Source organism: Deinococcus aetherius (assembly GCF_025997855.1).
Classification (GTDB): domain Bacteria; phylum Deinococcota; class Deinococci; order Deinococcales; family Deinococcaceae; genus Deinococcus; species Deinococcus aetherius.
In genome coordinates this window covers 2,073,526-2,090,114 of record NZ_AP026560.1, presented here as the reverse complement: position 1 = coordinate 2,090,114, position 16,589 = coordinate 2,073,526, and the positions used below count along the sequence as shown (strand labels likewise).

The window sequence follows — 16,589 nt, the reverse complement described above, 5'->3', positions numbered from 1 at the left end:
CCCACGAGGACGTGGGGGAACACAGGGAGAAGAGGATGGAGCTTTCCCTGATCTGCCGGTTACGGGGGAGAGACGGTCATGAACGTGCCGTCACTGTAGCAGCCCCGCAGGGCGGAGCGTCTTTCAGTCCCACTCCCACTCCCGCCAGTCGCTGGGCCTCGCCTCGCGGCTGGCCGCTTTCTTGGCCTTCGCCGCGTTGGGGGTCGGATACCAGGGGTAGGTGGCGGCCAACGCCCCGTGCAGGCGGTCCAGCAGCAGGGCGCGCAGGGTCGCCTCCTCGGTCGCCGTGACTTTGCCGATCTCGCCCGTCAGGCGGGTGAGGGTGGCCTCCAGCCCGGAGAGGTGTGGCTCGCGGGCGAGGCGCACGGCCCCCTTGCGCAGCGGCTCGGGGTGGATGACGGGGGTGTAGGTCTCGGCGGCCGAGCGCAGGAGGGCGGCGCGTTCGGCCTGACGGGTCTCCCGGCGGCGCTCGGCCCGCTCGCGGGCGTCGGCGGCGCGGGCCTGGGCGACGAGGAAACTTTCGTCGCGCTCGGCCTCCACCACCCGTTCCTCGCGGTAGAGCTTGACGGGTGGGAGGCGGCGTCGGCCCATCTTGAGGCCGTTCTCGCGCTTGGCGTCGTGCTCTCCCAGGAATTTCTCGATGAGTCGCGGCGTCCACCCGCGCTCCTTGAGGTCCTGGGTCGCCAGGAAGCCGGGTGGGTTGAGGGGCGGCGGGCCCTTGGGCCTGGGGGACTTGTGCGGGCTCATGGTCGGGGTGGGGACGGGAGGCGGCGGGGGACCCTCACCCCCTTACCCTAGCGTCCCCGCCCGAGCCCTCCACTCGCTCCGCAGCAGGTCGAGGCGGACGCTGTCGTAGCGCCTCCCGTCCACCACCCGCGCTTCCCGCACCCGCATACATTCCCGGAAGCCCACCCGCCGCGCCGCCCCGATCATGCGCTCGTTGCCGCCCCAGGTCGTGACCGTGACGACGTGCGCGTCCGTCCAGGTGAAGGTGTCGGCCACCCAGCGCGCGAGAGCCCGCGTGCCCACCCCGCCGCCCCAGTGCCGGGGGTCGTAGATCAGGATGCCCAGGTCCCACCAGCCGCCGCCCCCCGGGGACTCCTCCGAGCGGTTGACCATGCCCACGCACTCGCCGTTCAGGTCGATGACCTGCTCGTCGGGGTCGGGGGGCGTCTGGGCGAGGTGGTCCACGTACGCCCGCATGGTCTCGGTCGTGGTCTCGGCGTGGAAGTAGGGCGCGTCCCAGCGGCGCCACTCGGCCCCGGGGTCGGTGAGCCAGCGGGTGAGGACCGGCAGGTCCCGGAGTTGGCGGTCACGCAGGATGACGTGGGAGGAGTCGGCGAACATCGGGCCCACCATGCCACAGTCCGGCGGGCCACGGGTTCGGGCCGGGCTCCCCCGCCCTCCTGTACCCCGTGCGCCATGCCCGCGCGTCTCTCCCGCCTCGCCTGGTCGCCCGCGTTCCTCGCGCTCCCCGCCGTTCTCACGCCCGCCCTCGCCGCCAGTGGGCCCGCCATGACCGTCACCATCCCGAACGACTCCCTCTAAGGGCGCGACCTGCGCGGACGGCTACGCTCCTCTCGCCCGGCTGCGTGACCTCGTGGGCGCGGGCGGCCTGATCGCCGTGGGCAGCCCCGAGGTGGACCCGGGAACCCGCTGGCCCGCCGTGAACGACAAGGACAAGCCCCTCCCGGCGGAAGGCAGCGGTGAGATAAGGGCTAGCCGCAGCGGAAGGGGATCGGGATCGGCCCGCAGCAGCACACGCCCCGCACGCGCGGCCCGTCCGTCCCGAGGGCGAGGGGCGAGCCGCCGCGCAGGAGGCGGTGGGCCGCCCGGCACTCCCCGAAGCGGGCGGCGATACGGGCCCGTCCCCCGGACAGGCCGTCCTCGCGCACGATGCGGGCCACCGCCGCCGAGCACGACTCGCCGCCGTGGAGCGCCGCGTGCGCGCAGCGGAAGCCCTTGCAGGGCGAGAGGAGGCGCCGGTAGAGGCCGATCCCGGACAGGGTGAGACGGTCGAGCGGAGTCATGCCCCACCGTAACGGGTGGGCGGCGCCGGGAAGGGGTGGCTCAAACGACGGTGAAGCCGGGAGCGCCCGGTCTCAGGTCAGGTCGAGGACGAGGTGCCTGTACCGTTCGCCTGCCACCACCCGCTCCCCGACGGCCCGGTAGCCGTGCCGCTCGTAGAGGCGCGCCGCCCGGTTCTCTGCCCCGGCGAGCAGGCCGACGCGCGGAAGGCTCAGGTCGCGCGCCCGCGCCGCCACCGTGCCCAGCAGCAGACCGCCCACCCCCCGTCCCCGTGCTCCCTGCGCCACCGCCAGCGTGTCGAGGTACAGCTCGCCCGGCGTGGCCTCGGGGTCGATGCGGTCCGGGAGGCCCAGGGCCCGCAGCCGCTCGTGGAAGGGGGCGTCCAGCGCCTCCGCCTCCGAGCCGGGGTACGCGACGGCCAGCCCCAGCGGCCCGCCCGGTCCCTCGGCGATCAGCGTGTTCCTGTGGCTCAGGCGGTTTCCGGCCAGCGGAAAGAAGCCCAGCAGCACCCGCGCCGCCTCGGTGTCCGACGCCGCGCCCGTGAGGGCGAGCCCGATCCTCCCGACCGTCGCCTGGACGAGCGGCACCGCGAAGGCCGCGTCGAAGGGGCGGGCGGGGCGGATGTGGACGGGCTGGGTCATCCTGAAAGCAGGATACGGGGCGGCGAACGGTGAAGGACCGCTCAGCACACCCGGTCGGCAGGGCCCATCCCGCTGGCCTACGGTGACTCCATGCCCCTGAAACCGGACCTGCCCCTCCCCGAATCCGAGTCCCGCCGCGTGGGCTTCGCCATCGTCGGCCTCGGGCAGCTCAGCGCGGAGGAACTCATCCCCGCCGCCCGGACGAGCAGGCACGCGGCCATCGCCGCCCTCGTCACCGACGACGAGGAGAAGGGCCGCGCCTACGCCCGCGCCCTCGACCTCACGGACGGGGACGTGTACCCGTACGAGCGTTTCGAGGACCTGAAAGGCCGCGAGGACGTGGAGGCCGTCTACATCGTGCTGCCCAACAGCCTCCACCGCGAGTACGTGGAGCGGGCGGCGCGGATGGGCAAGCATGTCCTGTGCGAGAAGCCCCTGTCGGTGAACGCGGGGGAGGCGCAGGCGATGGTGGACGCCTGTAAGGCCGCGAACGTCCTGCTGATGACCGCCTACCGCTGCCAGTACACGCCGTACCACTGGGCGGCGCGCGAGGCGGTGCAGGGCGGGCGGCTCGGCAGGGTCAAGCTCCTCGACTCCATCCACGGGCAGTCGGAGGACGACCCGGAGGCGTGGCGCATGAAGCAGAGGCTTGCGGGCGGCGGCCCCCTCCCCGACGTGGGCATCTACAGCCTGAACACCGTGCGCTTCGTCCTCGGCACCGAGCCCGAGTGGGTCTTCGCCACCCTGCACCAGCCGAAAGATGATCCCCGCTTCCGGGAGGTCGAGGAGTCGGTGAGCTTCGTGCTGGGCTTCCCGGAGGGCGTCGTCGCCAACTGCCTCACGAGCTACGGCGTCCACAAGACCGCCACCCTGCGCGTGCTCGGCGAGGAGGGCACGGTGCTGATGGACCCCGCCTTCACGTACCAGGGCCTGAGCCTGACCATTTCGGACGGGCAGGGCGACTTTCAACCGGGGCTCCCCGACGAGGACCAGTTCGGGCTGGAGTTCGACCACTTCGCCCAGCGGGTGCGCGACGGCCGTGTTCCCTGGACCCCCGGCGAGGAGGGCGTGCAGGACCACCGCATCATGGACGCGATTTACGAGAGCGCGAGGACCGGCCAGGTGGTGCGCCTCCAGCCCGCGCCGGGGCGGGACGTGTTCCGGGGAGAGAAACCTGAGGCGGCGAGTCAGTAGGCGGGTGGGGCGGTGGACGTGCTGTGGCGTGGCGTGGACTCGCGCGGGGAGAGTCTGGAGCACCTGCGGCTGGGCGCCTCGCGGGCGCGGGGCACGGTGATCGGGCGGGCGGGCGCCGGGGTCTTCACCCTGGGGTACGTGGTGGAGATCGACCCCGACGGGCATCCCCGCCTGACGACCCTGCGGGTGGTGGACGGCCCCACCCTCCAGTTGCGGCGGAGCTGGGACGGCGGCTGGAGCGACGATCACGGGCGACCCCTCCCCGAACTGACAGGCTGCACCGACGTGGACATTCAGGCCACGCCCTTCACGAATACCCTGCCCCTGCGCCGCCTGAACCTGCCCGTGGGGGCGGGAGCGGTGGTCCTCGCCGCGTGGGTGGGGGTGCCGGAGCTGGGGGTGCGGGCGGTCCCGCAACGCTACACCCGCCTCGCCGAGCACACGTACCGCTACGAGAACCTGGAGAGCGGGTACGCGGTGGAGATCACGGTGGACGCGCAGGGGCTCGTCACCCGCTACCCGGGGGCCTTCGAGAGAGTGGGGCCTGGGCAGCAGTCTTAAGGGAGGCGCAAGCCGCGACCCCGCCGAACCCGCGTCATCGCCTACAGCCGCGCTCTCCCTCCCCCCGGCAGAATGCCCGTCATGCTGCCGGGAGCGGAGGACGTGTGCATCGTCGGGGGTGGCCCGGCGGGCATGATCCTGGCCCTGCTCCTCGCGCGCCAGGGCATCCCCGTCACCGTGCTGGAGGCGGCCCGCGACTTCGAGCGCTCCTTCCGGGGCGACACCCTCCACCCGGCGATCATGGAACTCCTCGCGGGGCTGGGCCTCGCCGCGCCCCTGCTGCGCCTGGCCCACACCCGCGCCCACCGCGCCCGCTTCATCACGCCCGCGCGTACCCAGGTCATCGCCGACTTCTCGCGCCTGCGCACGCCCTACCCCTACCTGACCGTCATGGCCCAGTCCCGCTTCCTGACCTTCCTCGCCGGGGAGCTGGGGCGGTATCCGCACGCCCGGGTCGTCATGGGCGCCCGGGTCGAGGGGCTGCTGGAGGAGGGCGGTCGGGTGACGGGGGTGCGCTACCGGCAGGGCGGCACGCTGCAAGACCTCCCCGCCCGGCTTACCGTGGGGGCCGACGGGCGCTTTTCCAAGGTGCGGGCGCTCTCGGGCCTCTCCCTGCGGCGCCTCTCGCCGGGGCAGGACGTGCTGTGGTTCGCCCTGCCGCGCAGGGAGGACGACCCCGGCGGCAGCATCGACCTCCACCTCGGCGGCCCCCACTGCATCGTCACCACCGACCACGGCGAGCGCTGGCAGGTGGGGTACTCCATCCGCAAGGACAGCTACGCCCAGGCCCGGGAGCGCGGCGTCGGCCCTATCCGGCAGGCCGTCGCCGAGACGATCCCCTGGCTCGCCGACCGGGTGGGACTGCTGACCGAGTGGGCACAGCTCCACCTCCTCGCGGTCGAGGTGGCGCGCGTCCGGCGCTGGTGGCGGCCCGGTCTGCTTCTGATCGGGGACGCCGCGCATCCCATCTCGCCCATCGGCGGCATGGGGATCAACATGGCGGTGCAGGACGCGGTGGCGGCGGCGAACGTGCTGTGCGGGCCGTTGCGGGCAGGAAGGGTGCGGCCCCGGCACCTCGCGCGGGTGCAGCGGGAGCGCGCGTGGCAGATCGCCGTGCTTCAGGGTCAGCAGGTGATCCAGGAGCGCGAGGTCGTGGGGGTGCACGCCGGGGCCCAGCTCCACGTCCCCACCACCCTGATCCGGGTGCTGCACGGCCTGCCCGGCCTGCGCCGCCTGCCCGGGTACGTGACGGCGTATGGGCTGAGGCCGGTGCGGCTGCACCCGCGCTGGGCAGTGGAGCGGGTGTGAGGACGTGCTCTGGAGGAGCCGCGACGCGTCCTGTTCCCCGCCCTCTAGAACAATCGGTAGGACCCGATCACGCTGAGCTGCTCGGCCGTGGGGGCCTCCGCCAGCCAACTCCGAAGACCCTGCTGAAAGGCCTGGAACTCGGGGATGGACGGCAGAGGATTCTCGTTGGGCTGTTCCAGGGCCAGGAGGATGACGTAGGTGGTGCCGCCGGGGAGCCGGGACGAGGCGTAACGAACGCCTCCCGGCTGCCGCTCCTCCAGGACCGAGAACATGGCCCTGGCTGCCGCTTCCAGGTCGTGCACGCTCTCCGGCTTCACCGTGGCGCGAATCATCGTGACGTTCATGGGACCTCCTGTGGATGTGCCCGGCCTACCACGCCTGTCCGGCCACCTGACGCGTGGTGACGTTGAGCCGGTTCCAGACGTTGATCGAGCCGATGGCGAGCACAATGGAGGCGAGCGCCCGCTCGTCGTGGTGCCGGGCCGCCTCGTGCCAGATGGCGTCCGGCACCGGGTCGGAGGTGTCGGCCAGGCGGGTCGCCGCCTCGGTCAGCGCCAGCGCCGCACGCTCGGCCTCAGTGAAGTACGGCGCGTCGCGCCACGCGGCGACCGCGAAGATGCGCTCGTCTGATTCCCCTGCCGCCTTGAGGTCCCGGGCATGTCCGGCCACGCACACGCTGCACCCGTTGATCTGGCTCGCCCGCAGGTTGATCAGGTCCCGGAGTCCAGCCGGAATGCCGTGCTGTGCGGCCTTCGACAGGTCAATCAGGGCCTGCATGGCGCCGGGAACGCTGAGCGCCGGGTTTTTCATCCGCTCCTGCATGGTGACCTCCTGGGTCGGGAAGGGGACGGCGTTGACCGTGGCTCGGGGCGGTAGCCCGGAACCCGTTGAAGTGGTGGAGGCGGTTCCTGAGATCGCCGGGGGGGGCGGCGTTACCCGGCCCCGCCACCCGGCACGGTAAGAAGGCGTTCGAGGTTGCCCGTGAACCGCTGCCAGGCCCGCGTGGCGCCGTGAAAGTTGGGCTGGTCCTGGGGTCGGAAGCCCGACTGCTCCATCCTGAGCAGGACTCCCCCGGGGGTGGGCGTGAGCGTCCACGTGACGACGGTTCTCAGGCCGTCCGCCGCCGCGCCAGAGGTGTTCCAACGGTAGACGAGGCGCCGACACGGCTCCACGACCAGCACTTCGCCCTCGGTCACGCCGTTCCAGTGGGGAACAGGGTCGGCGCGCAGGGTGAAGCGGTGGCCCACCACTGGCCGGAAGTCTCCGGGCATCAGCCACTGCCCGAGCAGCCGTTCGTCCGTCAGAGCCCGCCAGACCTTCTCGGGCGGGTGGTCCAGGTAACGCTCGACCACGATGGAGCGGGCGCCCGCCACGGGTGCCGTCACGGTTCCATCCTGTCCAGCACCCCTTCCAGCCGGTCGAAGCGGTCGCGCCAGAACGCGCCGTACAGGCCGATCCAATCGACGAGGGGCGCCAGCCCCTGAACCTCCGCCGTGTAGTGCACCGTCCGGCCCTCGGGGCGGTCCCGGACCAGCCCCGCCTGCTTGAGCACGCTGAGGTGCTTGGACACCGCCGCCTGGGAGATGCCCGCGCGCTCGGTCAGGGCCCGAACATTCTGCTCGCCGTCGCGGACGAGGTGCTCGAAGATGCCCCGTCTCGTCGGGTCAGCCAGGCTGCGAAACACCTCGTTCGGCGCGTTGGGCAGATTCGATTGATAGCTCATAGGTTATTTATAACCAGTTAGCTATGATTCTGCAAGGGCTCCCATCCAAGAAGCGAGCGGGCAGTCTTCCCAGGTTGAAGAGGAAGTCTCAGCTCGCCCCGAAGCTGAACGCCTCCCCCTCCGCGTCCACCGCCACCGCGCCTCCGTCCTTGAGCCGCCCGAACAGCAATTCGTCGGCCAGCGGACGCTTTACCCGCTCCTCGATGACGCGGGCGAGGGGACGGGCGCCCATCTGCGGGTCGTACCCCAGTCTGGCGAGCAGGGCGCGGGCGGCGGGCGTGACCGTCAGCGAGACGCCCCGCTCTCCCAGTTGCGTCTCCAACTGCCGCAGGAACTTGTCCACCACGTTTCCCATCACCTCGGGCGCCAGGGGGCGGAAGTGGATCACCGCGTCGAGGCGGTTGCGGAATTCCGGCGTGAAGGTGCGCTTGACGGCCTCGGCCTCCTCGCCCGCGCGGCCCTCCCGCGAGAAGCCCAGGGCGGGACGGCTCGCGTCGGCGGCCCCCGCGTTCGTGGTGAAAATGAGGATCAGGCCGCGCCCGTCCACCTTCTTGCCGGTGTGGTCGGTCAGGGTGCCGTGGTCCATCAGTTGCAGGAAGAGGTTGTACACGTCCGGGTGCGCCTTCTCGATCTCGTCGAGGAGGACGACCGCGTGCGGGTTCTTCGCCACCGCGTCTGTCAGCAGCCCGCCCTGGTCGAAGCCCACGTAGCCGGGAGGGGCGCCGATCAGCCGCGCGACTGTGTGCGCCTCCTGGTACTCGCTCATGTCGAAGCGGGCGAGGTGGATGCCGAGCCGGTCGGCGAGCGCGCGGGCAAGTTCGGTCTTGCCCACCCCCGTCGGCCCGGCGAAGAGGAAGGCTCCCTGCGGCCTCACGGGATCGCGCAGCCCCGCCCGGGCGAGCTTCACCGCGCTGGCGACCGCGTTCACGGCGGCGCCTTGCCCGAAGACCCGGGCCTTCAGGTCCGTCTCCAGCGTGGCGAGCGAGCCGACCTCCTCGGCCTTCACCGTGCCCACGGGCACGCGGGCCATGCGGGCGACCGTCGCCTCGATGTCCGTCTCGCCGATCTCGCCGCCCGTCCCGGTGGACGAGCGCGCCGCCCCCGCCTCGTCGATCACGTCGATGGCCTTGTCGGGCAGAAAGCGGTCGCGCAGGTGCCGGGCAGAGAGGCGCACGGCGGCGTCGAGCGCCCCATCGGTGTACGTGACCCCGTGGTGGGAGGCGTACCCGGGTGCGAGGCCTTGCAGGATGGCGAGAGCGTCCTCCTCGGACGGCTCGGGCACCTCGACGGTCTGGAAGCGGCGCCACAGGGCGCGGTCCTTCTCCAGGTAACGCACCTCGGCGGGCGTCGTCGCCCCCAGCACCCGCAGCCGTCCCCGGGCCAGGGCGGGCTTGAGCAGGTTCGCCGCGTCCACGCTGCCCCCCTCGGTCGCTCCCGCCCCCACCAGCGTGTGCAACTCGTCGATGAAGAGGACGGCGTTCTGCCCGTCGAGCGCGGCAAGGACGGCTTTTAGCCGCTGCTCGAAGTCGCCCCGGTAGCGTGTCCCGGCGAGGAGGGCGCCGAGGTCGAGGGCGTAGACCGACGCTCCCTTCAGGAAGCCCGGCGCCTCCCCGTCCGCCACCCGCTGCGCCAGCCCCTCGGCGAGGGCGGTCTTGCCGACGCCCGGCTCACCCACGAGGACGGGGTTGTTCTTCACCCGGCGGGCGAGGATGTGGACGACGCGCTCCAGCTCCACCTCGCGCCCGATCACCGGGTCGAACTCTCCGGCCCGCGCCCCGGCGGTGAGGTCGGTCGCGTAGGCTTCGAGGGGATTTTGTGCGGTCTCCGTCCCCTCCGCGCCCGGCTCTCCCTCGGTGCCCGGAGTGTGCCGCTCGCGCTCGCGGCCCGCCACCTTCGCCGTGCCGTGGGAGACGTAGCCCAGCACGTCGAGCCGGGTGACGCCCTGCGCCTCGAGGGCCGCGCGGGCGGGCGAGTCCTCCTCTTCGAGCAGTTCGACGAGGACCCGCGCCCCGTCCGCCGTCTGGTGCCCCTTGCCGCTCGCGTGGAGTTGCAGCACGGCACCCTGCACGACCCGGTGAACTCCCAGGGTGAAGTCCGACTCACTGCCCGGCACGGACTCGTACTCGGCGAGCACGGCCTCCAGGTCGCCCCGCAGCCGCTCCACGTCGGTGCCCAGGGCGAGCAACGCCTCGCGCGCCTCGGGGTCGTGGGTCAGCGCCAGCAGGAGGTGTTCGAGGGTGACGTACTCGTGCCCGGCCTCGCGCGCGTAGTCCGCCGCCCGCCCGATGGTGACTTGCAGGTGGTCTCCGATCATTTCCGTTCCCTCACTCGCCCGGCTCCGGCTCGGCGACGGCCATCAGGGGGTGGCCCTCGCGCCGCGCGTGGGCGGTCACCTGGGCGACCTTCGTCTCGGCCACGTCGCGGGTGTAGACGCCCGCCACCCCCTGCCCCTTGTGGTGGACGGCGAGCATGATGAGTTCGGCCTCCGCCCCCGACTTGCGAAAGTAGCGCGTCAGCACCCGCACCACGAAATCCATCGGCGTGTAGTCGTCGTTGAGCAGCAGCACGCGGTAGAGCCGGGGCCGCCCGGTCTGCTGCCCCGTCTCCGTGCGTTCCAGCGTCCCCGTGCGCCCATCCGTCTCGTTGTCCCGGCGCGTCATGGGGGGAGTCTACCCGCGTGCAGGGGAAAGGGGCGCGGTGAACGTCACGGTCGGCGGAAAATCACCTCGTCCAAGCCCACGGGAGCATAAAAAGGACCCCCCGGAAGGGAGGCCCTCACCGGGGTCAGCCCGCCTCAGAGGTTGCGCTTGGCGTCCTGCACGGTGTTCTTCGTGTCGGCCTTGGCGTCCTGCGCCGTGCCCTTGACGTCCGCCTTCACGTCGTTCGCGGTGCGCCCGGCGTCTTTCTTGAGGTCCTGGGCCGCGCCCTGAACCTTGTTCGCCGCGCTCTGAGCGCCCGCCTTGGCGTCCTGCGCCGCGTCCTTGACCTCGACCGTCGCGCCGCTCACGGCCGCCTGGGCGTCGACCTTGGCCTGCTGGGCGGAGGTGGGAACGGTGGCGGCGCTCTGCTCGCCCATCCTCAGGTCCTGGGTGACCTGCTGAAGGTGGCCCGCGTTGCCCTGGTTCCCGCCCGCCGCCTGCTGAGCGTCCGCCCCCACCTGCTGGGCCCCCTGCTGCACGTCGGACTTCACGTTCTGCGCGGTCGCCTTGGCGCCCTGGGCGAGATCCTGAGCCTTGTCCTGGGCCTGGCCCGCCGCCTGCCGCACGTCGGACTTGACATTTTGGGCGGCGTCCTTCGCGCCTGCCACCACGTCCTGCGCCTTGCTCTGGGCCTGCTCGGCGGCCTGGCGGGCAGCGTCGCGGGCGTCCCCGGCGGCGTTGCTCACCTCGCCCTTCACGTCCTGCGCCTCGCGCCCGGCGGTGGCGGCCACGTCCCCCGCCGCGTCCCCTGCCTGCCCGGCGACCTCCGCCACGGCGGCCTTCACGTCCTCGGCGACCTGCTTGGCCCGGTCCACCCCGGCCTGGGTGCCCCCGGTGGAGGCGGCCTGCCCGACCTCGCCCGCCTTCTCGGCGATGACCTGACCCGCGCTGACAGCGGCGTCCTTGGTCTTCTCCCAACCCTGGGCGACGCTCTCGCCCACATTCTCGGCGGCGTCCTTGAGGCCCAGCTCGCCGAGCTTCTGGTCGAGGGCCCGGCGGCTTTGCTCGCGGCTGAGGTAGTACGCGCCCGCGCCGATGAGTGCCCCCAGCAGCAGCAGGCGTTTCAGGGGGAAGTGGCGTTCGTTGATTTCGGACATAGAAGTCAGCCTAGTCGGGCCCATGTGGGGGCGGATGAGGTGCCGTTCAGGCCGGATTCACGGCCCTTTCGCCGCCTCAAGGAGCCCTAGCCGACCCGCCAGCCCGTCGGCGAGCAGCCATTCCTCGGGCTCCTCGGTGCCCTGCACGCGCACGAGGACGCAGCCCCGGTCGAGGTAGAAGGCGACGATCCTCGCCCACGCCTCCTCCTCGTTTCCGGCCTCCTCCTCGATGTCGGCGAGGGTGCCCCACACATCGCCGTCCACCTCCGCGCTGCGCAGGGCCTCCGCGTGGCCGCTGAGCACGTAGGCGTCCACCTCCTCCTCGGGGGGGTACTCGGCTCCCGGCACCCGCCGATGAAGCTGGTCGTCCCGCTCGTACAGGCCCGCCAGAAACGCCTCCCACTGCGCCTGGGTCAGCTCTATCGTCCCCCCGCCCGTCTCGCCGCTCATGCCCGGCAGTGTAAGGCTCGCGCCCGAGGTGGGAGCGGGCCTTTGCCAAAACTTCACGCGCTGGAACGCACCCGTGAGGCCCAGCCCCTACACTGGGGCCAGTATGCCGAGCCTTTCCCCCAAGACCCTGCGGGGCGCCCTGATCCTCCTCGCCACCCTCGCCCTGTGCCTCGCCGCGCTGGCGTTCCTGAGTCATGCCGGGGCGCAGTCGGGGGGCGGTTTCGGGGGAAGCGCGGGGGGCGGGGGCGGCTCGGTGGGGGGCGGCGGGTACAGCGGCGGGGGTGGGTATTCCGGGGGAGGCTACTCCGGCGGCTTTCCGGGGGGCGGGTACAGCAGCGGCCCCGTCATCATCGGGGGAGGGGGCCCGGTCATCGTCGGCGGGGGCGGCGGGTACGGCTACGGGGGCGGGGGAGGTTTCGGGCTGGTGGGGTTGATCGTCTTCGGGCTGGTGATCTTCACCGTCGTCGGCTTCATGCGACGCAGCCTGGGCGGGGGAGGCGGGGCGCAGACCCTCGGCGGCGGGGGCCTGGGCAGCCTCAGCGGCACCGCGCAGGCCGTGAGCGTGCAGATCCTGATGGCCGAAGGGGACGAGGTCAAGCGCGCCCTGCAACGGGTGGCCCAGAGCGGCGACCCCGACACGAACGAGGGCCTCGCGCGGATGCTTCAGGAGGCCGCCCTCGTCGCCCTGCGCCACCCCGAACGCTGGGTGTACGGCAACGTCGAGCGTGCCCAGGGCTCCGCGAGCGCCGCCGACAGTCAGGTGGGCGCCTGGGCGACGGAGGCCCGCGCCGCCTTCACCGAGCAGACCACGAGCAACTACCAGAACCGGGACGTGAACACCGGCTTCGAGCACCGCAGCGATTACGCCTTCAAGGGGGACACGGGCGACCTCTACCTCGCCGTCACCATCGCCGTCGCCGCCCACGCCCTCGCCTCGCTCCCGCCCGCAGGCGTGACGACCGCCGGGGAGGCCCGCGCCGCCCTGAGTGCCATCAGCGCCGTGAGCCCCGGCGACCTGATCCGCGCCGAGGTCGTGTGGAGCCCCGACGCGCCCGGCGAGTTCCTGAGCGAGGACGAGGCGATCCAGAAGTACCCGAAGCTCACGAAGCTGTGAGTGGGAAGTGGGCAGTGGTGAGTGGGGGCGAGAGCGAGGGCTTTCGCTCCTCTTTTTCCACCAGCCACGTCCCACGAACCACGCACCGCCCCCGTAACTCCCCACCCGGTTCCTTGCGCCCCCACACGCGATCATGCCCCCCGATGTCCCGCCGCCGTCCCGAGACCAACTGGCCCCCGCCCCCCGCCGAGCCGGAGCGCTGCGGGCTGTGCGGGCGCGAGACTCCCGTGCTGACGGCACATCACCTCGTCCCGAAGTCGCAGGGGCGACGGCAGGGGGTCAAGATTCACGAGCTGCCCACCGTGCCGCTGTGCCCCGCCTGCCACAAGTTCCTGCACCGCACCTTCTCGAACGCGGAACTGGCCGGGGAGTACAACAGTGTGGACGCCCTGCTCGCCCACGAGGACGTGCGGCGCTTCGTGGCGTGGGTTCGCAGGCAGCCCGCCACGAAGGGCGTGCGGGTGCGGTAGGGTTGGGAGAGTCGCGTCAGGTCGAGTCGGCGGCGATGCGCGCGGCCACCTCACGCACGAAACGCACCGTCTCCCCGAAGTGGTCCTGATCGGGTGTCTGTGTCCCGCCCCCGTACCACCAGCCGAGCGCCCAGTCGATAAGTGGAGCCCACTCCGGCAGCCGTTCCCGGGCCCACAGTCCCGCCTGCCGCTTGGAGAGTTGCTCCCCCTGGACCGTCGTGTAGAGCGCCCGGCACAGCGTCATCACCGCGTAGGCCTGCCCGCCGGTGTGGTGCATCTCGGTCACCCACTCCGGCCAGGCGCCCGCGTGTCCCCGGATGCCCGCCACGAACTCCGCCCGCGTGATCTCGGGCAGCACCTCGCGCGGCGACGGACCGATGAGCGTCACTCCATGCCGCGCCATGTACCAGTTCACGAGGTAGTGCGGCCCGGCTTCCAGCAAATGCAGCGGCTCCCCCGGGCTGATTCGCAGCATCGTTCCGGGCTCGGTTCGGAAGGTCCGCAAGGAGGCCAGCGGCACGTAATCGACCTCGACGCGGTCGTTCCACGCCGGGAAGTCCGAGGCGAGACGGGCGTGCATCCGGCCCAGCCTTTCCACATCCCCCTCGCCGACTTCAGACGAGAGGACCGCGAGCAGGTCCACGTCGCTGCGCGCGGGGTCGAAGTCGCCCATTACCAGCGAGCCGTAGAGGGACAGGCCGACGAGTCGGTCGCCCAGAGCGTGCCGGATGTCCTCACCCAGGCGGCTCAGCAGCGCACCGACCCCGGCGTTCGGCAGTGGCAGCATGGCGAGAGGGTAACGGAAAAGGGCGCGGCGCTCACCCTTCCGACCCCGCCCCTTGGTCTTTCCCTTATGTTGTGGGCGTGAACGGGGGGCGAAAGGTGTTGCTGTACGGCTTGGGGCGAAGCGGGCGGGGGGTGGCGCGCTTTCTGGCGCGGGAGGGACTGACGGCCGAGTGGCATGACGCGCGCCCGCCTGCCGAGGACGAGGCGCTGATGCGTGAGCTGGGCTTCGGGCGGGGGGACGTGGCGGGCACCTACGGGACGGTGGTGGCCGCCCCCGGTGTGCCCATCGACCACCCCGACCTGCTCGCGCTGGCGGGTCGCGGTGCGGAGATCATCGGGGAGGTGGTTCTCGCCGCCCGCCGTCGCCCGCACCTGCCCCTCGTCGGCGTCACAGGCACGGCGGGCAAGGGGGGCACGACCGTCCTGATCGCCCACCTGCTCAGGGCGTGCGGGCTGAACGCGCGCGAGGGCGGCAACATCGACCCTCCCCTCCTCGACGTGGTGGACGGGGCGGAGGTGGCCGTCGTCGAGCTGTCGAGCTTCCAACTGGAGCGGGTGCCCGGCCTGCGCCTGCCCGTCGCGGTGATCACCAACCTGGGGGTGGACCACCTCGACCGCCACCGCACGGTGGAGGCGTACCACGCGGCCAAACTCAACATCACGGCGGGGCAGCAGGAGGAGGACGTGCTCGTGCTCCCGGAGGGGCTGAACGTGCCCACCCACGCCGCCGTGCGGACCTTCACCCCCGACCGGATCGCCCTGGCGGATGGCCGCGAAGTGCTGCCCACCCCCGACCTCCCCGAGGGGATTCACCCCGCCAACGCCGCCGCCGCCGTCCTCGCCGCCGAGGCTCTGCTGGAGCGGCTGGGCCGCGCGCCCGACGTGGGGACGCTCGCCGGGGCCCTGCGCACCGCCCGCCCGGTCGCGGGCCGTTTCGAGACGGTCGCGCGGCTCGGGGACGTGCGCTTCGTCGAGGACTCCATCGCCACCCGGACGCTCGCGGTGGAGGCCGCCCTCACGCGGGCCACTCCCCCAATTGCCTGGCTCGTCGGGGGGCGCGACAAGGGGGCCGACCTCGCTCCCCTTCGGGCGGCGGCGCGGGGACGTGTGACGCGGGTGGTCGCCTTCGGGGAGGACGGGGAAGGGCTCGCCCAATCTCTCAGTCTCCCCTTCGACCTCCTGCCCTTCGAGCCGGGAATGGACGGCGACGAGGTGATGCGGCGGGCCGCCGCCCTGGGCCTCGCCGCGCTGGGGGGACCGGGCGGGCGGGGCACGGTGCTCCTCGCGCCGGTCGGCACGAGCTTCGACTTGTTCCGCGACTACAAGGCGCGCGGGGAGAGCTTCGCGCGGGCGGCGCGGGAACTCGCCGCCGAGAAGGTGGGAGCATGAGCACCCAACTGGTGATCGCGCAGATTCTGCTCCTCACGCTGGGGCTGCTGGGGGTGGCGACGGCCCGCCCCGACCTGATCGTGGACCACGGGAGCAAGGCATTGATCGCGCTGGGCCTGACCTTTCTGGTGGCGCGGCTGCGGCCGGGAGTCTTCTTGCGGCTGGCGACGCCCTTCTGGCTCTTTACCCTGGCGCTGCTGATCCTGACCCTCTTCATCGGGCAGGGCACCGAGACGAGCCCGGGCACGAAACGCTGGCTGGAATTGGGGCCGGTGCGCTTCCAGCCGTCCGAATTGGCGAAACTGGGGCTGGTGCTGCAACTCGCGTCCTTCTTCTCGCGCCGGGGAGTACAGCACAAGCTCATCAGCGCGACCCTGATGATCGTGTGCACGACGGCGCTCGTCCTCCTCGAACCCGACCTGGGGACAAGCGTGCTGATGTTCGGCCTGGGCATCATCCTGATGTACGCGGCCGGAGTGCGGATCACCAACATCACGGGCTTCCTGCTCGCGCTGGGGCTGGTCGCCATTCCCTTCGCGGGGCGCTACCTGGAGACCCACCCGTACATCCTCGAACGCTTCTTCGGACACGTGAACCGCGCCGAGAACCTGGAGGTCGGCCTCGACCAGATCGGCATGGCGCACCGCGACCTGAGTTTCGGCGGGCTGTGGGGCCTGGGCCCCGACGGCCCCCGCTACTGGTACTTCGCCGCGCACACAGACATGGTGGTCGCCTCGGTGGGCTTCTCGTCGGGCCTGCTGGGCGTCACCATGCTCCTGTTCGCGTACTGGCTGATCGTCTCCACCTCCCTCCAGGTCTCGCAGCTCGCCGCCCGCGTGCGCCCGATGACTCCCCAGATTCACGGGGCGACCATCCTGGCGACCGGCGCGATGTTCATGGTGGTCGGCCAGGCCTTCGTGAACCTCGCCGTCGCGGCGGGCATCTTCCCGGTGACGGGCGTGCCCCTGCCCCTCGTGAGCTACGGCTTCTCCTCCATGCTCACCATGAGTCTCGCCCTGGGCGTCATCCACAGCGCCATGCGCGAGGTGCGGCGCCACCTGCCCGCCGGTGAGGAGGGGGCCGATCTGGTGGCGACGCCTGCGGATTGAGGCGGGGCAACAGGTCGGGG

Annotated in this window: 21 protein-coding genes; 8 read left to right on the top strand and 13 right to left on the bottom strand. The window is 72.0% G+C overall.

Going from position 1 to position 16,589, the window contains the following annotated elements; genetic code table 11:
• Positions 1–123 precede the first annotated feature (123 nt).
• Positions 124–747 carry a hypothetical protein gene (locus DAETH_RS10470; protein ID WP_264774844.1) on the bottom strand — a complete coding sequence of 208 codons (624 nt, stop codon included), beginning with the start codon at positions 745–747 and terminating at the stop codon, positions 124–126.
• A 42-nt stretch (positions 748–789) separates the two neighbouring features.
• The gene (locus DAETH_RS10465; protein WP_264774843.1) at positions 790–1,347 is read right to left on the bottom strand and encodes a GNAT family N-acetyltransferase; all 558 of its coding nucleotides are present in this window, start codon (positions 1,345–1,347) and stop codon (positions 790–792) included.
• Between the two features lie 75 nt (positions 1,348–1,422).
• Between DAETH_RS10465 and DAETH_RS10460 the strand changes: the two genes are divergently transcribed.
• Positions 1,423–1,548: a hypothetical protein gene (locus tag DAETH_RS10460; RefSeq protein WP_264774842.1), complete on the top strand. Its 126-nt coding sequence runs from the start codon at positions 1,423–1,425 to the stop codon at positions 1,546–1,548.
• Positions 1,549–1,718: 170 nt separating this feature from the next.
• Here DAETH_RS10460 and yidD read toward each other — a convergent pair whose 3' ends face one another.
• Together yidD and DAETH_RS10450 are read right to left on the bottom strand one after the other, a co-directional pair.
• On the bottom strand, positions 1,719–2,030 hold the full coding sequence (yidD, locus tag DAETH_RS10455) for a membrane protein insertion efficiency factor YidD (protein WP_264774841.1): 312 nt from the start codon (positions 2,028–2,030) through the stop codon (positions 1,719–1,721).
• A gap of 72 nt (positions 2,031–2,102) precedes the next feature.
• Positions 2,103–2,669 (bottom strand): GNAT family N-acetyltransferase, encoded by a 567-nt coding sequence (locus DAETH_RS10450; protein ID WP_264774840.1) that lies wholly within the window; start codon positions 2,667–2,669, stop codon positions 2,103–2,105.
• A 90-nt stretch (positions 2,670–2,759) separates the two neighbouring features.
• Here DAETH_RS10450 and DAETH_RS10445 point away from each other — a divergent pair, with 90 nt between their 5' ends.
• The 3 genes from DAETH_RS10445 (at position 2,760) to DAETH_RS10435 (ending at position 5,732) form a co-directional block, all read left to right on the top strand.
• Positions 2,760–3,863: a Gfo/Idh/MocA family protein gene (locus DAETH_RS10445; protein WP_264774839.1), complete on the top strand. Its 1,104-nt coding sequence runs from the start codon at positions 2,760–2,762 to the stop codon at positions 3,861–3,863.
• A 12-nt stretch (positions 3,864–3,875) separates the two neighbouring features.
• Positions 3,876–4,424, top strand: a complete 549-nt coding sequence (locus DAETH_RS10440; protein ID WP_264774838.1) for a putative glycolipid-binding domain-containing protein — start codon at positions 3,876–3,878, stop codon at positions 4,422–4,424.
• Between the two features lie 81 nt (positions 4,425–4,505).
• On the top strand, positions 4,506–5,732 hold the full coding sequence (locus tag DAETH_RS10435) for an FAD-dependent oxidoreductase (RefSeq protein ID WP_264774837.1): 1,227 nt from the start codon (positions 4,506–4,508) through the stop codon (positions 5,730–5,732).
• 44 nt (positions 5,733–5,776) lie between these two features.
• On the opposite strand, the gene DAETH_RS10430 is transcribed toward DAETH_RS10435, so the two are convergent.
• From DAETH_RS10430 to DAETH_RS10395, 8 genes are all read right to left on the bottom strand, one after another.
• Positions 5,777–6,076 carry a hypothetical protein gene (locus DAETH_RS10430; RefSeq protein WP_264774836.1) on the bottom strand — a complete coding sequence of 100 codons (300 nt, stop codon included), beginning with the start codon at positions 6,074–6,076 and terminating at the stop codon, positions 5,777–5,779.
• Positions 6,077–6,101: 25 nt separating this feature from the next.
• Positions 6,102–6,554 carry a carboxymuconolactone decarboxylase family protein gene (locus DAETH_RS10425; protein ID WP_264774835.1) on the bottom strand — a complete coding sequence of 151 codons (453 nt, stop codon included), beginning with the start codon at positions 6,552–6,554 and terminating at the stop codon, positions 6,102–6,104.
• Positions 6,555–6,664: 110 nt separating this feature from the next.
• The gene (locus tag DAETH_RS10420) at positions 6,665–7,117 is read right to left on the bottom strand and encodes an SRPBCC family protein (RefSeq protein ID WP_264774834.1); all 453 of its coding nucleotides are present in this window, start codon (positions 7,115–7,117) and stop codon (positions 6,665–6,667) included.
• On the bottom strand, positions 7,114–7,455 hold the full coding sequence (locus DAETH_RS10415; RefSeq protein WP_264774833.1) for an ArsR/SmtB family transcription factor: 342 nt from the start codon (positions 7,453–7,455) through the stop codon (positions 7,114–7,116). Before DAETH_RS10415 ends, DAETH_RS10420 begins: the two co-directional genes overlap by 4 nt.
• An 88-nt stretch (positions 7,456–7,543) precedes the next feature.
• Positions 7,544–9,769, bottom strand: coding sequence for an ATP-dependent Clp protease ATP-binding subunit (locus DAETH_RS10410; protein ID WP_264774832.1), 2,226 nt, complete (start codon positions 9,767–9,769; stop codon positions 7,544–7,546).
• A gap of 10 nt (positions 9,770–9,779) precedes the next feature.
• Complete coding sequence (gene clpS, locus DAETH_RS10405) at positions 9,780–10,115, bottom strand: ATP-dependent Clp protease adapter ClpS (protein ID WP_264774831.1); 336 nt, start codon at positions 10,113–10,115, stop codon at positions 9,780–9,782.
• 134 nt (positions 10,116–10,249) lie between these two features.
• Positions 10,250–11,251, bottom strand: a complete 1,002-nt coding sequence (locus DAETH_RS10400) for a YtxH domain-containing protein (RefSeq protein WP_264774830.1) — start codon at positions 11,249–11,251, stop codon at positions 10,250–10,252.
• 57 nt (positions 11,252–11,308) lie between these two features.
• Positions 11,309–11,701 carry a hypothetical protein gene (locus DAETH_RS10395; protein ID WP_264774829.1) on the bottom strand — a complete coding sequence of 131 codons (393 nt, stop codon included), beginning with the start codon at positions 11,699–11,701 and terminating at the stop codon, positions 11,309–11,311.
• 103 nt (positions 11,702–11,804) lie between these two features.
• On the opposite strand from DAETH_RS10395, the gene DAETH_RS10390 reads away from it, so the two are divergent.
• Together DAETH_RS10390 and DAETH_RS10385 are read left to right on the top strand one after the other, a co-directional pair.
• Complete coding sequence (locus DAETH_RS10390) at positions 11,805–12,815, top strand: DUF1517 domain-containing protein (RefSeq protein WP_264774828.1); 1,011 nt, start codon at positions 11,805–11,807, stop codon at positions 12,813–12,815.
• Between the two features lie 143 nt (positions 12,816–12,958).
• Positions 12,959–13,285 carry an HNH endonuclease gene (locus tag DAETH_RS10385; RefSeq protein ID WP_264774827.1) on the top strand — a complete coding sequence of 109 codons (327 nt, stop codon included), beginning with the start codon at positions 12,959–12,961 and terminating at the stop codon, positions 13,283–13,285.
• Positions 13,286–13,301: 16 nt separating this feature from the next.
• Here the strand turns inward: DAETH_RS10385 and DAETH_RS10380 are convergent, their stop codons facing one another.
• Positions 13,302–14,072 carry an aminoglycoside adenylyltransferase domain-containing protein gene (locus DAETH_RS10380; protein WP_264774826.1) on the bottom strand — a complete coding sequence of 257 codons (771 nt, stop codon included), beginning with the start codon at positions 14,070–14,072 and terminating at the stop codon, positions 13,302–13,304.
• Positions 14,073–14,149: 77 nt separating this feature from the next.
• On the opposite strand from DAETH_RS10380, the gene murD reads away from it, so the two are divergent.
• Positions 14,150–15,460, top strand: coding sequence for a UDP-N-acetylmuramoyl-L-alanine--D-glutamate ligase (gene murD / locus DAETH_RS10375; protein ID WP_264774825.1), 1,311 nt, complete (start codon positions 14,150–14,152; stop codon positions 15,458–15,460).
• Positions 15,457–16,569: an FtsW/RodA/SpoVE family cell cycle protein gene (locus DAETH_RS10370; protein WP_264774824.1), complete on the top strand. Its 1,113-nt coding sequence runs from the start codon at positions 15,457–15,459 to the stop codon at positions 16,567–16,569. The genes murD and DAETH_RS10370 overlap by 4 nt, the downstream gene beginning before the upstream one ends.
• Positions 16,570–16,589 lie beyond the last annotated feature (20 nt).